This is a genomic window from Pandoraea faecigallinarum (assembly GCF_001029105.3).
In the GTDB taxonomy this organism is placed as follows: Bacteria; Pseudomonadota; Gammaproteobacteria; order Burkholderiales; family Burkholderiaceae; genus Pandoraea; species Pandoraea faecigallinarum.
The window spans coordinates 1,471,328-1,485,209 of record NZ_CP011807.3 but is presented as its reverse complement, the minus strand read 5'-3'; the positions used below and the strand labels follow the sequence as shown (position 1 = coordinate 1,485,209).

Annotated in this window: 13 protein-coding genes and 1 pseudogene; 13 read left to right on the top strand and 1 reads right to left on the bottom strand. The window is 64.6% G+C overall.

Annotation, left to right across the window (positions count from 1 at the left end):
* Positions 1 to 298 precede the first annotated feature (298 nt).
* From AB870_RS06660 to AB870_RS06630, 7 genes are all read left to right on the top strand, one after another.
* On the top strand, positions 299 to 1,396 hold the full coding sequence (locus tag AB870_RS06660) for a hypothetical protein (protein ID WP_157112261.1): 1,098 nt from the start codon (positions 299 to 301) through the stop codon (positions 1,394 to 1,396).
* 346 nt (positions 1,397 to 1,742) lie between these two features.
* The gene (locus AB870_RS06655) at positions 1,743 to 2,198 is read left to right on the top strand and encodes an HU family DNA-binding protein (RefSeq protein WP_047908890.1); all 456 of its coding nucleotides are present in this window, start codon (positions 1,743 to 1,745) and stop codon (positions 2,196 to 2,198) included.
* Positions 2,199 to 2,732: 534 nt separating this feature from the next.
* Complete coding sequence (locus AB870_RS06650; protein ID WP_047908889.1) at positions 2,733 to 3,530, top strand: transporter substrate-binding domain-containing protein; 798 nt, start codon at positions 2,733 to 2,735, stop codon at positions 3,528 to 3,530.
* A 418-nt stretch (positions 3,531 to 3,948) separates the two neighbouring features.
* Positions 3,949 to 4,590: a PadR family transcriptional regulator gene (locus tag AB870_RS06645; protein WP_053059599.1), complete on the top strand. Its 642-nt coding sequence runs from the start codon at positions 3,949 to 3,951 to the stop codon at positions 4,588 to 4,590.
* On the top strand, positions 4,590 to 5,429 hold the full coding sequence (locus AB870_RS06640; RefSeq protein WP_047907409.1) for a siderophore-interacting protein: 840 nt from the start codon (positions 4,590 to 4,592) through the stop codon (positions 5,427 to 5,429). Before AB870_RS06645 ends, AB870_RS06640 begins: the two co-directional genes overlap by 1 nt.
* 75 nt (positions 5,430 to 5,504) lie before the next feature.
* Positions 5,505 to 5,855 carry a cupin domain-containing protein gene (locus tag AB870_RS06635; protein ID WP_047907408.1) on the top strand — a complete coding sequence of 117 codons (351 nt, stop codon included), beginning with the start codon at positions 5,505 to 5,507 and terminating at the stop codon, positions 5,853 to 5,855.
* Positions 5,856 to 6,043: 188 nt separating this feature from the next.
* Positions 6,044 to 6,391, top strand: coding sequence for a hypothetical protein (locus AB870_RS06630; protein WP_047907407.1), 348 nt, complete (start codon positions 6,044 to 6,046; stop codon positions 6,389 to 6,391).
* A 57-nt stretch (positions 6,392 to 6,448) separates the two neighbouring features.
* On the opposite strand, the gene AB870_RS06625 is transcribed toward AB870_RS06630, so the two are convergent.
* The gene (locus AB870_RS06625) at positions 6,449 to 7,204 is read right to left on the bottom strand and encodes an SDR family oxidoreductase (protein ID WP_047907406.1); all 756 of its coding nucleotides are present in this window, start codon (positions 7,202 to 7,204) and stop codon (positions 6,449 to 6,451) included.
* A 390-nt stretch (positions 7,205 to 7,594) separates the two neighbouring features.
* Between AB870_RS06625 and AB870_RS27660 the strand changes: the two are divergent.
* From AB870_RS27660 to aepY, 6 genes and pseudogenes are all read left to right on the top strand, one after another.
* Positions 7,595 to 8,311: pseudogene (locus AB870_RS27660) on the top strand (CDP-alcohol phosphatidyltransferase family protein); the annotation flags it as partial.
* Between the two features lie 78 nt (positions 8,312 to 8,389).
* Positions 8,390 to 9,157, top strand: a complete 768-nt coding sequence (locus AB870_RS26935) for a HalD/BesD family halogenase (protein WP_047908888.1) — start codon at positions 8,390 to 8,392, stop codon at positions 9,155 to 9,157.
* Positions 9,158 to 10,180 (top strand): flippase-like domain-containing protein, encoded by a 1,023-nt coding sequence (locus tag AB870_RS06615; protein ID WP_047907405.1) that lies wholly within the window; start codon positions 9,158 to 9,160, stop codon positions 10,178 to 10,180.
* Positions 10,181 to 10,195: 15 nt separating this feature from the next.
* A complete protein-coding gene (locus tag AB870_RS06610) occupies positions 10,196 to 10,960 on the top strand; it encodes a phosphocholine cytidylyltransferase family protein (RefSeq protein WP_047907404.1) in 765 nt (254 codons plus the stop codon).
* Positions 10,957 to 12,669, top strand: coding sequence for a phosphoenolpyruvate mutase (aepX, locus tag AB870_RS06605; RefSeq protein ID WP_047907403.1), 1,713 nt, complete (start codon positions 10,957 to 10,959; stop codon positions 12,667 to 12,669). The genes AB870_RS06610 and aepX overlap by 4 nt, the downstream gene beginning before the upstream one ends.
* Positions 12,662 to 13,849 (top strand): phosphonopyruvate decarboxylase, encoded by a 1,188-nt coding sequence (aepY, locus tag AB870_RS06600; RefSeq protein WP_047908887.1) that lies wholly within the window; start codon positions 12,662 to 12,664, stop codon positions 13,847 to 13,849. The genes aepX and aepY overlap by 8 nt, the downstream gene beginning before the upstream one ends.
* Positions 13,850 to 13,882 lie beyond the last annotated feature (33 nt).

Genomic DNA, 13,882 nt, shown 5'->3' with positions numbered 1-13,882 from the left:
CCAAGGTCACGTGTGCGGTCGACAGGCATGTGCGGCTCCATGTGAACAACGACGTGGGTGCGTCGCAAGAAGCACAGTGTAGACCTCACTATCGATGCCGGGATACGAGAGGATTCCGAATTTCCGGTGACGCCACGATGCTCGCGGGCACATCGGCATGCCTCGAAAAGAGCCGGTTCTTCCTTGCTTTTCGCCGCTTTCGGCTCTTGTCAGCCGACGTCTTTTGATCGACTATCCGCAGCATAGGACATGCCGCAACATTCGGGAAAACATCATGCGGGGTTTCAAGATTTTGGGAATGGCGACGAGCTGGCTCGCCGCCGGCATGCTCGGCATCGCCGGACACGCACAGGCACAGCCGGCGGGCGCGCCGGGGTCCGCGTCGGGGCCGGCACGCGCGCCCATCGCCGCATGTAACTGTGCGCAGATCGTCGCGGACTGCTCGGCGTCCGTATCGGTACTTCCGACACGCGCGCTGGGCGGCGTGTTTTCCGCCGACGTCACCTTGCGGACCAACGCGCCTTCGTGCGCCAAGGTCGATTACCTGCTGGACGACACGCCTTACGTCACGATTCTTCGCGACGGCACGCAGGGCAGTCAGCGTCTGTACGGCACGCGCCCGCTCACGAGCAACAGTCTCTCGCGCATGTCCTGCCACGTGTGTGCCGCGGCGTCCGCCCCGGTGCCCAACGAAGGGCTGCCTGCCGACATGGCGCGCGTCGACGGCGCACCCGGCACGTTCAGCGTAGCGCCTGCCGCGGCGATGCCGACGCCCGCAGGGGCGCCTGCGCTCAGCACCTATGCCCCGTCCGTGGCGGCCACCCAAAACGCGAACCTCGCCGCGACCGTCGCGCCGAATACCTCGAATACATCGGATACGCCGCTGCCGAGCACCATCGGCGACACGGCCGGACTCAATGCCGTCAACGCCACGAGCGCGGCCCATGCCGGGTCGCCCGAGGTGGCGCGCGACGTCGCCGCCATCAATGCCCCCGCACCGGCCGGGACCACCATCGTCACGCCCCCGATCCCTCCCGCTGCGCCGGGCAACGGTATTCAGGCGAGTGCGTCGACGCCCTCGCGCCTGGTGAATCCGTCGGGACGCTGGCGTGGCATGTGCACGAACGCACCACCGTGGTGGGGACTTTTCGGTAAGCCGATGACGCGCCTCATGGCGCTCGCGCTCAACGGCTCGCAGGTGACCGGCAGCGTCGACGACGTGGAACCGAACGTCCACACCACCGTGCAGGGCACGCTCGCGGGCGAGCGTTTGCAACTCGCGGGCAGCTATGGCGCGAAGCACGACATCACTTTCGGCGCCGACGGCACGACGCTCACCGACGCATGGTGCAATAGCGACGGCCGTTGCGAAACTTGCGAAATGCAGCGTTTCTGAGGGTTTTCGGGCGACGGCAATCTCGCGGCACGATGCGCGAGAGCGTCAGAATCCGCAATAAAACGTGTCAAGAACGATGACGAACCGCACGTCGAAAAATGCGTGGAAAGGCGGTGCGACATCGAGAGACGGAATCTTCGCGAAGCGACGAACCCGTCACGTTGCGACCGAAACGCCTGAAAATACCGCATGAACGCCGCGAAGCCTTGTGCGGCAAGCGCGCAACATAATGCGCGCACCACTCGCACAAAGCGATTTCTTAGGTAGAATCGTCGGCGCAGCAAGACGTATCATTCGGGTGGCCGTTCTCCGACGGCACTTTCTTATTCTCATCGATTGGATCGATATGGCAACGGCAAAGAAAGCAGCAGCAAAGAAGGCCCCTGTGGCGAAGAAAGCTCCGGCAGCCAAGAAGGCTCCGGCAGCGAAAAAGGCAGCAGCACCGAAGGCAGCCGCGAAGGCGGCCCCGAAGGCAGCCGCCAAGGTTTCGCCGATCAAGGAAGCACTCAACAAGACCCAGCTCGCAGCACACATCGCCGAAACCTCGGCAGTCGCCGTCAAGGACGTCAAGGCTGTGCTCGCCGCTCTCGAAACCACGATCATCAACTCCCTGCACAAGAAGGGCGCCGGCGAATTCACGCTGCACGGCCTGTTCAAGGTCACGTCGCAACAAATCGCTGCCAAGGCGAAGCGTTTCGGCAAGGACCCGTTCACGGGTGAGGAGCGTTGGTTCCCGGCAAAGCCGGCTTCGGTGCGCGTGAAGGTTCGCCCGCTGAAGAAGGTGAAGGACGCCGCTCAGTAAGTTTCGCCAACGCGCCGCCGCAAGCGTCATGGCCGCGCGATGGGCTGAAATCTGAAGGCCGTACCGGAAGACGGTGCCGATGTTTCGGCACCGTTTTTTTTCGCCCGTAGGCCTCGAATTCGCGCGCACCGCGGATTGATTTCGTGGTCCTCAGCAACGCGCGCGCATCGAATCGCCACCTCCGTTCGCCGCCTTCGCCCCCTCCCCGACTCAGGGTTTTCTCTGGGGTTTGTGCGGAGTGCACGCCTCCCCCACTGCCCGCTACCATCGCTCGGGACACCCTCGCGTCGCCCGGCGCCCCCCCCAGCTTCCCTCGGTCTCAGGCATGTCATGCGCCTTCGAGAACACGCATGGCATGCACGCCGCTGGCGACGTTTTCGCGAACTCAGGAGATTGCGCATGACCCGTAAGTTTTCGCGTCATCCGGCTCACGTCGAGTCGTCGCCTGTGCATCCCGCGCGGCAGCAAACGCAAACCCATGGCACGAACGTACACGAGCGTCGCCACTTCCTCGCCACGCTCGGCGTCGCCGCCATGCCCGCCGGATTCATCGGTTCGCTGGGCGGCACGCTTGGCAGTCTGCTCACGGGCACGGCTTCGCTGTTCGTCACGCCAGCACACGCGCAGACGGTCGCGGACATCAAGAAGAAGGGCGCGATCAACGTCGGCATGCTCATCGATTTTCCGCCTTACGGCATGACCAACGCGCAAGCGCAGCCCGATGGTTACGACGCCGACGTCGCAAGATTGTTGGCGCAGGATCTCGGCGTGAAGTTGAACCTCGTGCCGGTGACAGGACCGAACCGCATTCCGTACCTCCTCTCTGGCAAGGTCGACGTGCTCGTCGCCTCGCTCGCGATCACGCCCGAGCGCGCCAAACAGGTGCAGTTTTCCAAACCGTATGCGGCCGCGACGATTCTTCTGCTCGGTAAGAAAGGCACGTCGATCAAATCGGCGGCCGATCTGAAAGGATTGCGGGTGAGTGTGGCGCGCGCGAGTACGCAGGACACCGCCGTGACGAAAATGGCGCCCAACGGCACGGAAATTCGCCGCTTCGACGACGACGCTGCCGCCATGCAGGCGCTGCTCTCCGCACAGGTGGATGCCATCGGCTGTTCCGTGACGGTCGCGAACGTCATCAACGCCCGCGCGCCGGGCCAGTTCGAGCCGAAGTTCAATTTGCTGCAACAGGCGATGGGTATCGCCATTCGGCCGAACCAACCCGAACTGCTCGCCAGCGTGAACGACTTCGTCACACGCAACACGGCCAATGGCGAGTTGAACAAGCGCTATCGCAAGTGGCTTCAGACCGATTTGCCGCCACTGCAATAAGCTTCGACGCCCAAGCCGTCAGCGCCGCCCGCGCCGCAGGCCTTTCGGTCGCGGCGCACTAGCGGTTCGCTTCCCTTACCGCACGTCCCAGCGCCTCCCGCCCGCTCCCGCCCGCTCCCGCCCGCTCCCGCCCGCTCCCGCTTCCTCCCGCTTCCTCCCGCTTCCTCCCGCCTCCTCCCGCTCGCTCCCGCGCGTTCCCGCATCTTCAACATCTCCTTGTGTCATCCTATCGAAATGCTCATTTCGATATAGCTTTCCGTCGAATTCGATACACCGCCCGTTGTTGCGAGTCGCGCTGAAATGCTCATATCCCGGTCATTTTCCCTTCCGCCCGCGGGGTTACGGCAAAATAGTTTTGCTTTCGATTCAATTTAGATATATCGTAAACATGTCTTAACCAACGATAAGGGGTCGCATCATGCGTGGATCAAGTGGCGATTTCATGGGCCGGGGCCCGCTGGACCTGGACAAAATGGATTTTGGCGACGAACGGCGCGGTGCGCGTCATGGACGGCGCGGCGGTGGCGACGGCCACGGTGAGAGTCGCGACGGGCGTGGCGAGCGTGGCGAGCGTGGTGGAAGAGGCGGACGCGGTGGCGGCCGTCTATTCAGTCACGGCGGCCTGCGTCTCGTACTGTTGCACCTGATCGCGCAGCAACCGCGTCACGGGTACGAACTCATCAAGGCCATCGAAGACAGCGTGAACGGCACATACAGTCCGAGCGCGGGCGTGGTCTATCCGACGCTCACGCTGCTCGAAGAAATGGGCTACATCCGCGTGCAGGAAAACACGGGGGACAGTCAGCGCAAGTCGTACGAAATCACCGAGCCCGGCCGCGAATATCTGGCCGAAAACGACGATTCCGTCACCGAATTGCTGGCGCGTCTCGCGTCGCGTCGCGAGCGCTCGGAAGACATGCCGCCGCAAGTCATGCGCGCGCTGCACAACTTCAAATACGCCGTGCATCTGCGTCTGGGCGGCGAACCGCTCACGACCGAACAAGCCAATACGTTCGCCGCGATTCTCGACGCGGCGGCGCAACAACTGGAGCGAATCTGATGCAAGACAACGCTGCACCGAACGCCATCCCCGATCGCACGCCTGTGCGCGTGCGCCACGAACTGCGCCTGCGCACGCTGGAAGTGCGCAGTGTCGAGGCCCTCACCCAGCACATGCTGCGCGTGACGCTCGGCGGCGACGACCTGGATGGCTTTCACAGCCCCGGCTTCGACGATCACGTCAAACTCTTCTTCCCGAATCCGGAGACCGGCGAACTGGCCGTGCCGCAGGTCGGGCCCGACGGGATGTCCAAACCTGCACCGGGCGAAGCCCCGCGTCTGATGCGCGACTACACGCCGCGTCAATTCGACGCCGTGTCGAAGACCCTCGTCATCGACTTCGCCATGCACGAGTCAGGCCCTGCCACGCAGTGGGCGCGCTCGGCCAGGCCGGGCGACAGGATCGGCGTGGGCGGCCCGCGTGGCTCGTTCCTCGTGCCGATGAACTTCGACGGTTACGTGCTGATCGGCGACGACACGGCGCTGCCCGCGATCTCGCGACGTCTGGCCGAACTGCCGGCCGGGGCGCTCGTTTTCGTGTTCGTGGAAATCGACAGCCCGGCGGACCGCCTGCGCTTCACGAGCAAGGCCGATGTCGTGGTCGAATGGATCTATCGCGAAGGCACGCCCGCGGGCCAGAGCGCCGCGCTGATCGACGCCCTTCAGGTCGCGACGCTGCCCGCGGGCGATCTGCACGCGTGGGTCGCCGCCGAAGCCGGCGTCGCGAAGGCCGTTCGACGTCATCTGGTCGAAACACGGGGCCTGAATCCGAAATGGGTCAAGGCCGCAGCCTACTGGCGACGCGGTGACGCGGCCGTCCACGAAAATCTCGACGACTGATCCGGACGAGCAAACCACGCGAGGCTGCACGTGTATGCTTTCTATCCGCCATTGAAGAAAGAACGCTTGCCACGAATGAACAAGCCACTGCTGCCCGACGCGAACCTGTTTGCAGGTCTGCCTTCGCGCCCCGATCCGGCCGCCGCCGAACAGTTCGACACGTTGATTGCCCGCACGGGCATGCGCGTCGAGCGCATCGTCTCGACCGGACAAGCGTCGCCCGCCGGGTTCTGGTACGACCAGCCGCAGCACGAATGGGTACTGCTGCTTGCGGGAAGTGCCGGGCTGGCGTTCGACGACACGCCCGGCCGGACACTCGTCATGAGGCCGGGCGATACGGTCACGATCGATGCAGGCCGGCGTCATCGCGTGGAATGGACCGCCCAAGGCGAAACCACCGTCTGGCTGGCGATCCACTACGACTGAGACCGCCCGGTCGACTCGCGACGCGTCCCGCTTTTCGTGCCATGCGTTGTTCCTTTGGAGAAATTCCCTGCCGTCTTTCGGAATTGCCTGATAGAAATGCCGGGAACAAATTCCGACTATGAAAACGCGCCCGGGGATGTCGAATTTCGGCACCCGGAGGGCGGTTCACCCATAGGGGGTACGACGACATGGAGCAACGCAAACGACACGACGGATTCGAACGTTGGGCCGCGGGCGCGACGGCGCGTCTGGCGGGGCGGGACGATGCCCGCTGGCGCGTATTTCGCGCGCCGGAGCAAGCAGACTTTCACGGGTTCGTCGTCTGGTGTTACACGCAGGGTGTATTTCTGGGCCAGGAATTCGACCGGCGCACCGACACCATCACGCACTGCTACGTGCGCAACGGCGCGTGGGCGGTGCAGTTCGACTCGTTCGGTGAAGCCTGCGAGCGCGCCTTCGATATTCATGCGCCCACGCTGATCCTGTATGCACCTGAGCGCAATGGCAGCGTCTTCATCACCAGTACGGAGCAATAGGCGGCGCAGGTTCAGGGGGATAGGCACCGGCCGGCGAACTCGCCGGCCGGTGCATTTTTACGCGTAATTGCGAATGTCGTCGATCTCGGTCCGACCGAAATCGTCACGCTCGGTAAGCGCCAGAATACGGCGCGCGACGTCTTCGGGAGACGACAATTTGCCGCTCGACTTGAGTTCCTGAAAGCGCGCCAGCGCGGGAAAGCTCTCGGCGCTGCTGCTGCGAATCGCTTCCTGCATGCCGGTGTCGACCACACCCGGCGCGAGCGAGACCGCCTGCACGCCATGGTCGCGATGCTCCGCGTTGATCACGCGCGTATACATATCCAGTGCTGCCTTGGTGGAGCAATAGACGGCCCAGCCCGCGTTCGGATTGCGTCCGGCGCCCGACGAAATGTTCACGATCTGACGTTTGGCGGCGAGGCCCTGCGTCGCCGCGAGAAAGCGCGCCGTGAGCAACATCACGGACGTGACGTTCAGGGCGAAGGCCGCATCGATGGCCGCCGGCTCCGTGAGCGCCGCCGAATTGGCAACCGGGCTGACGGTCCCGGCGTTATTGATGAGCAGATAGCGGCCGGCATCGCGCGGCAGCGAGGCAAAAATGCGCTCGGCTGTTTGCGCGGCGGCTTCGGTGTCGGCCAGATCGACGGCGATCTGATCGAGCGTGACGCCCTGCGCGCTCGCAAGCGCGGCAAGTTCATCGTCCGTGCGACGTGCCAGCGTGACGAGACGGGTGCCGGGAGCAAGCAAAGCGCGGGCGAGCGCGGCGCCAAGACCACGGGAGGCGCCGGTAAGAATGGCAATCGTTTGGGACATGAGGAGAAGAGCGGTCGGACAACACCGCAAAATTGGCAAACGGGACCGCCATTATCCGCGTATCCCCCAAACGCCGCTATATCGAACAAAAGTCGTTTTTTAGGGCAAAACCCGCGAAATCCCGCCACATCGGGTGCGCGCCGTGCGTCGAAACGACGCCGGGCGCCTTCAGGGCGAAATAGACTATTGCGGAATATAATCGCGAACTCGGAACGCCTATCACCTAGCCTGTTAACAGAGGCAGATGGCGGGGACTTCGGTACGGTCAGTTCGCAGCGCAGCGCAAGTTTCTCGCGCGTCAATGCCCTGAATTACCAAGGTTGTCGCGGTAAAGACAGGTGTTTTAGGTGCACTGCACATTACCGCCTTATGGGTATATATTCCCCCCTCATGGAAACGATACCGAAAATTATTTCGGCGCCAGGTGCTGCGTCGGCCACAAGCAAAACCGCACGCCCCGTGCCACCGCGCCCGCGTCAATACGACGCTCGTCTGGCGCGCTGGCTGGTGACGCCGCTCGTCAATACGCCGGTCACGCCAAACCATCTCACGACGGTCCGCCTGATTATTGGACTCGCATGCACCTGGGCATTCGCGCAGGGCAACTACGCGATGGCCAACCTCGGTGCCATCCTGCTCGTGCTCTCGAACTTCATCGATCATACGGACGGCGAGCTTGCCCGCATCAGCGGCAAGACCAGCCGTATCGGCCATTTGTACGACCTGGCCTCCGACGCCCTCGTCACCGTGCTGCTCTTCGGCGGCATCGGCATGGGTGTGGCCGCCGCCGCGCCCGGCCAATACCCGCTTCCGGTGCCGTTGTCGGCGTCCACGCTGGGCTGGATCGCCGGCTTTGCCGTGGCGCTGATCTTCTTCCTGCGCATGCGCATCGAGGACCGCGTGGGCAAGTCGGGCACGAAACAGGCCTCGGTCGGCGGTTTCGAGACGGAAGACGTGCTGTACCTGATGCCGCTCGTCACGCTGTTCGACGGCACGCGCGGGTTCCTGATTGCCGCGGCCATCGGCGCCCCGCTGTTCGCGCTGCTCGTGATCGCCGATTATGTTCGCGTGATGCGTCGACCGCTGCCAGCCACTGCGTCGCCCTCCGCCCCGGCCTTCGAGACCGGACACGCGGCGGCCACCGCCGCCGCTGCGCCAGCGCAGCCTGGCGAAGCCGCTGAGCCGGTGGCACCGGTGGCACCGGTGGCGCCGGCCGCCTTTGCCGCCGACGCCGAGATCGAGCGCGCGCTCGGCACAGTGGACATCGACGGCGCCACACGTGAATTCAAGTCGCAGGACGCCTTCATCTATATGGAGACGTTCCTGTCGGCATCGGTCACCGAGCAGCTGATCGCCGCGGCGCGGGCGGTCACCCCGAACGTGAACCGCAATTACCTGCCCGGTCACAAGCAGGGTGGCAGCGTCAGCCGTCATACGCTCGACGAGCTTGCGCCGTTCGTGGCCGAGTTGTACCGCTCGCCGGCCCTGATGCGTTTTCTGGAGCGTCTGGCGGGGGAAAAGCTGCTGCCGTCGCCACAGGACGACCCGCATGCGTATGCGCTGTATTACTACACGCGTCCGGGCGATCACATTGGCTGGCACTATGACACTTCCTACTACAAGGGTCGCCGCTACACGCTGCTGCTCGGCGTAGTGGACCAGTCGAGCTGCAAGCTCGAATACCGGCTGCACACGCGCAATCCGGGCGTGCCGCAAATCGATGGCGCCGTGGCCTATCCGCCGGGTGCGCTGGTGTTCTTCGACGGGGACAAACTGCACCACCGGATCACGCCGCTCGGCGACAACGAGGAGCGAATCTCGCTCACGTTCGAGTACGTGACCGACCCGCGCATGGGCACCTGGCAGCGCTTCATCTCGAATATGAAGGACGCCATCGCCTATTTCGGTTTCCGGCAAGTGTTTCGTCAGTTTCTGGGACGGACGAAACGCTAAATGAACCGGACCGCTATCGTCTCACTCACTCTCGGTTTCGCCCTTTTCGTCGCCCTGTTGATCTGGCAGGGCGCGGGATCGGTGATGTCCACGCTGGCCGTCGCCGGCTGGGGCCTGCTGCCCATCGCCGCCTTCCACCTCTTACCGCTGGTGCTCGACGCGGCCGCCATTCAGGTGCTGGTATCGAAGTCGTGCACGCTCGGGCGCGCCACCCTGACCCGCTGGGTCGGCGAGTCGGTCAACAGCCTGCTGCCGGCCGGTCAGATCGGCGGTCCGATCGCGATGGTGCGCCAGATGAAGCAGCGCGGCATGGCCGGTCGCGAGGCCGCCGCCGCCATCACCGTAAGCACCACGCTGCAAGCCGTGGCGCAGATCGTCTTTGCGCTGCTGGGTCTGGCGGTGTTCGGCATCGGCGCGTCGCACAGCGCGGGCGACAGCCTGTGGCTGCCGATGCTGCTCGCGACAGCGCTCGTCTCCGCCCTGCTCTATGCGTTCTATGTGGCGCAACGCCGCGGCATTTTCGGTTGGGCATTCCGCATGCTCTCGAAGATGTCGTCCAAGCGTGACTGGTCCTCGCTGCTCGATCGCGCGGATGCCGTCGATGAAATCGTGCAGCGCATGTACGGCCACCGCCGTCAGGTGCTCGCGAGCTTCCTGTTCAGTCTGGTGGGCTGGATCGTCGGTACCGCCGAAGTCTGGCTGATCCTGCAATTCATCGGGCATCCGGTCAGTTGGGTCGACGCCCTGCTGCTCGAGAGCCTCGGACAGGCGATTCGCGGCGCGGCGTTCTTCGTACCGGGCTCGCTCGGCGTGCAGGAAGGCGGCTATCTGCTGCTCGCCCCGCTCGTGGGTCTGCCGGCCGACGCCGCGCTGGCCCTGTCGCTAGCCAAGCGTACGCGCGAGCTGCTGCTCGGCGTGCCCGGCCTCGTGTATCTGCATTTCTCCGAACGTGGCTGGCGCCGCCAACGCGCCGCGCAACAAAGCGTGTCGCTGCCGACCGCCACGGATACTGCACCGCTCTAAAGAAGGAAATCCACCATGCGGGCCATCATTCTCGCAGCAGGCATGGGCCTGCGTTTGCTCCAGCCCGAAGACAAGCAGTCGCCCAAGTGCTTGCTGAAGTTCGACGGCATGTCGCTGCTCGAGCGCCACCTTCGCATGCTGGCCGCTGCCGGTATCACCGATGTCGTGCTCGCGCTCGGTTTTCATCACGAACAGGTGAGCCAGGAGCTCGACCGCCTGAACTGGACGCCGCGTCCCAGGATTTATCTCAACCCGGAATTCAATCTGGGCAGTGTGCTGACGCTGCACGTGACGGCAGAGGCCATGACCGCCGGTGGCGATGTCCTCGTCATGGATGCCGACGTGCTGTACGACCAGCGCATTTTCAACGCGCTGGTTGCCGGCGAGACGGCCAACCGTCTGCTCATCGACCGCGACTTCGAAGTGGGCGACGAGCCGGTCAAGCTGTGCCTGCGCGACGGCGTTCCTGTCGAACTGCGCAAGCAGGTCATGGTCGGTCTGGAATACGACACCGTGGGCGAATCGGTCGGCTTCTTCCGTTTCAATGAAGCGACGGCGGCGCGTCTGGCCGACATCACGCGTGATTACGTCGAATCCGGCCGCGCCAGGATGCCGCACGAAGAGGCGGTGCGCGACTTGCTGCTCGAGCGTGGTGCACAATTCGAAACGGCGGATGTCACGGGCTTCCCGTGGATCGAAATCGACTACCCTGAAGATGTGAAGCGCGCCGCCGACGAGGTGCTGCCGCAACTTGAACCGCTCACGATGGTGTCCGAATGAACGCTCCCGACGCAATCTCCCTACCGCCGGGCGCCACGCGCGCGGCGCAGCTGCGCGCCATGCTGCGCAGCAACCAGCTCGAATTCCTGATGGAAGCGCATAACGGCATTTCCGCGCGCATCGTGCGCGAAGCCGGCTTCAAGGGAATCTGGGCGTCCGGTCTGACCATCTCGGCGCAGTTCGGTGTTCGCGACAACAACGAAGCCAGTTGGACACAGGTCGTCGACAACCTCGAATTCATGGCCGACGCCAGCGATCTGCCGATCCTGCTCGACGGCGACACCGGCTACGGCAACTTCAACAACATGCGGCGTCTGGTGCGCAAGTTGGAGCAACGCGGCATTGCGGGCGTGTGCATCGAAGACAAGGTCTTCCCCAAGACGAACAGCTTCATTGGCGGCGAACGCCAGCCGCTGGCCGATATCGACGAGTTCTGCGGCAAGATCAAGGCTGGCAAGGATTCGCAGGCCGACGACGACTTCTCCATCGTTGCCCGTGTCGAAGCGCTGATCGCCGGCTGGGGCATGGAAGAAGCCCTGCGCCGTGCCGAGGCCTATCGCCAGGCAGGCGCGGACGCCATCCTGATTCACAGCAAGCTCAAGCGCGCCGACGAAATCGTGCAATTCGCGCGCGAGTGGGGCAACCGCTGCCCGCTGGGAATCGTGCCGACGAAGTACTACAGCACGCCGACCGACGTGTTTCGCGAAGCCAATATCAGCCTCGTGATCTGGGCGAACCATCTGCTGCGTGCGGCGACTTCGGCCATGCAGTCCGTCGCGGCCGAGATCCATCGCAACGAAACGCTGATCAATGTGGAAGACCGCGTGGCCACGGTCGACGAGATCTTCCGCCTGCAGGACGCCGACGAATACTCGCGGGCCGAAGACCGCTATCTGTCCGCCGCCAACGCGCCGCGCTCGGCCATCGTGCTGGCCGCGAGCCGTGGCAAGAACCTCGAGAGCGTGACGACGGACCGGCCGAAGGTCATGCTGCCGGTCGCCGGCAAGCCGCTGCTGCGCTGGCTGGTCGACGGCTTCAAAAAGCAGGGGGTGAACGACATCACGGTCGTGGGCGGCTATCGCGCCGACGCCATCGACACCGCCGGCATCACGCTCGCGATCAACGAACGCCACGCCGAAACGGGTGAACTGGCCTCGCTCGCCTGCGTGACGAACGCCTTCACGCAAGACACCGTCATCTCATATGGCGACCTGCTGTTCCGCAGCTACATCGTGCGCGATCTTGTCGAGAGCGACGCCGACTTTACCGTCGTGGTCGACTCCACCGCCGCGGCCAATGCGGCCAATGCGGCCAACGCCAGCGTGCGCGACTTCGCGTATTGCTCGGCGGGCGACGACCGCGGTCTGTTCGGGCAGCAGGTGCTGCTCGAGAAAATCAGCGGCGAAGCCCCGGATGCCGGGCGTACCCCGAACGGCCGCTGGATCGGTCTGCTGGGCGTGCGCGGCGACGCCGGCCGTGCGCAATTGCAACGTGTTTTCGCCGCGCTGCAAACGCGCCCCGACTTCGACCGGCTCGGCATGCCGGAACTCATCAACGCACTGGCCGCCGACGGCGCCCGGATCGAAGTGCAGTACGTACACGGTCACTGGCGCGGTGTGAACGACATGGACGAATTCCGCCGCGCGGCCGACTTCGCTCATGGCCAGACGCCGCTGTCCGCCGCCGCTTCGGAGACGCATGGTGATTGAGGCAGGACAGTTTGTCGAGGCCGCGCGCCGGCACGGCTTTACGTGGTACACCGGCGTGCCATGCTCGTTTCTCACGCCGTTCATCAACTACGTGCTGCAAGACCCCACGCTGCATTACCTGTCGGCGGCCAACGAGGGCGATGCGGTTGCCATTGCGGCCGGTGCGACCCTCGGAGAAGGCCGTGGCGCACGTGCCGTCACGATGATGCAGAACTCGGGCCTTGGCAACGCGGTGAGCCCGCTCACGTCGCTGACCTGGACGTTCCGTCTGCCGCAATTGCTGATCGTGACATGGCGCGGCCAGCCGGGCATCACCGATGAGCCGCAGCACGCGCTCATGGGTCCGATCACGCCGGCCATGCTCGACCTGATGGAAGTGCCGTGGGAGTTGTTCCCGACCTCGCCCGAAGCCATCGGCCCGGCGCTCGCGCGTGCCGTACGGCATATGGACGAAACCGGCCGCCCTTACGCGCTCGTGATGCAAAAGGGCAGCGTGGCGCCGTTCCCGTTGCAGCCCGGCGAGCGTCCGGCGCGACCGGCGCAGCCCGCGCCCGTCTCCGTCACGAAGGGCGTGGCACCGTCGGAGATGCCGACACGTCGCGACGCCCTCTCCCGCGTGATCGCCCACACACCGCTGGACAGCACCGTGGTGCTGGCGTCGACCGGCTTCTGCGGCCGTGAACTGTACGCCCTCGACGATCGCGCCAACCAGCTCTACATGGTCGGCTCGATGGGTTGCGTCACAACCCTCGCGCTGGGTCTTGCCCTGGCACGTCCCGATCTTCGTGTGGTGGCACTCGATGGCGACGGTGCGGCGCTCATGCGTATGGGCGCCTTTGCCACGCTGGGCGCTTACGGCCCGTCGAACCTCGTGCATCTTTTGCTCGACAACGCCTCGCACGACTCGACCGGCGCACAGGCGACGGTATCGCCGACGGTGTCCTTCGCGGGCATCGCCGCCGCGAGCGGTTACGCGCTGGCGCTCGAAGGCGATACGCTGGAGGTCATCGAGCAACTGTTCGATGGCAGCAGCGCCAGCCTGAACGACGGCCCGCGCTTCGCCTGCCTGAGCACGCGCCCGGGCACGCCGGACGGATTGCCGCGGCCGAAGGTCACACCGGAAGCGGTCAAGTCGCGCCTGATAAACCATATTGCACGACGCGCACAGGTATCGGCCTGAGCGTCCCCCCCTTATTCGCACGACATCTGCCGA

What these genes read in the sequence shown, in the direction of transcription:
- AB870_RS06630 (WP_047907407.1), top strand. Translation starts at nt 6,044, where the DNA reads ATGGAGCAACGCAAACGACACGACGGATTCGAACGTTGGGCCGCGGGC.
- AB870_RS06610 (WP_047907404.1), top strand. Translation starts at nt 10,196, where the DNA reads ATGCGGGCCATCATTCTCGCAGCAGGCATGGGCCTGCGTTTGCTCCAG.
- aepX (WP_047907403.1), top strand. Translation starts at nt 10,957, where the DNA reads ATGAACGCTCCCGACGCAATCTCCCTACCGCCGGGCGCCACGCGCGCG.
- AB870_RS06655 (WP_047908890.1), top strand. Translation starts at nt 1,743, where the DNA reads ATGGCAACGGCAAAGAAAGCAGCAGCAAAGAAGGCCCCTGTGGCGAAG.
- AB870_RS06625 (WP_047907406.1), bottom strand. Translation starts at nt 7,204, where the DNA reads ATGTCCCAAACGATTGCCATTCTTACCGGCGCCTCCCGTGGTCTTGGC.
- AB870_RS06615 (WP_047907405.1), top strand. Translation starts at nt 9,158, where the DNA reads ATGAACCGGACCGCTATCGTCTCACTCACTCTCGGTTTCGCCCTTTTC.
- AB870_RS06635 (WP_047907408.1), top strand. Translation starts at nt 5,505, where the DNA reads ATGAACAAGCCACTGCTGCCCGACGCGAACCTGTTTGCAGGTCTGCCT.
- AB870_RS06640 (WP_047907409.1), top strand. Translation starts at nt 4,590, where the DNA reads ATGCAAGACAACGCTGCACCGAACGCCATCCCCGATCGCACGCCTGTG.
- AB870_RS06660 (WP_157112261.1), top strand. Translation starts at nt 299, where the DNA reads ATGGCGACGAGCTGGCTCGCCGCCGGCATGCTCGGCATCGCCGGACAC.
- AB870_RS06650 (WP_047908889.1), top strand. Translation starts at nt 2,733, where the DNA reads ATGCCCGCCGGATTCATCGGTTCGCTGGGCGGCACGCTTGGCAGTCTG.
- AB870_RS06645 (WP_053059599.1), top strand. Translation starts at nt 3,949, where the DNA reads ATGCGTGGATCAAGTGGCGATTTCATGGGCCGGGGCCCGCTGGACCTG.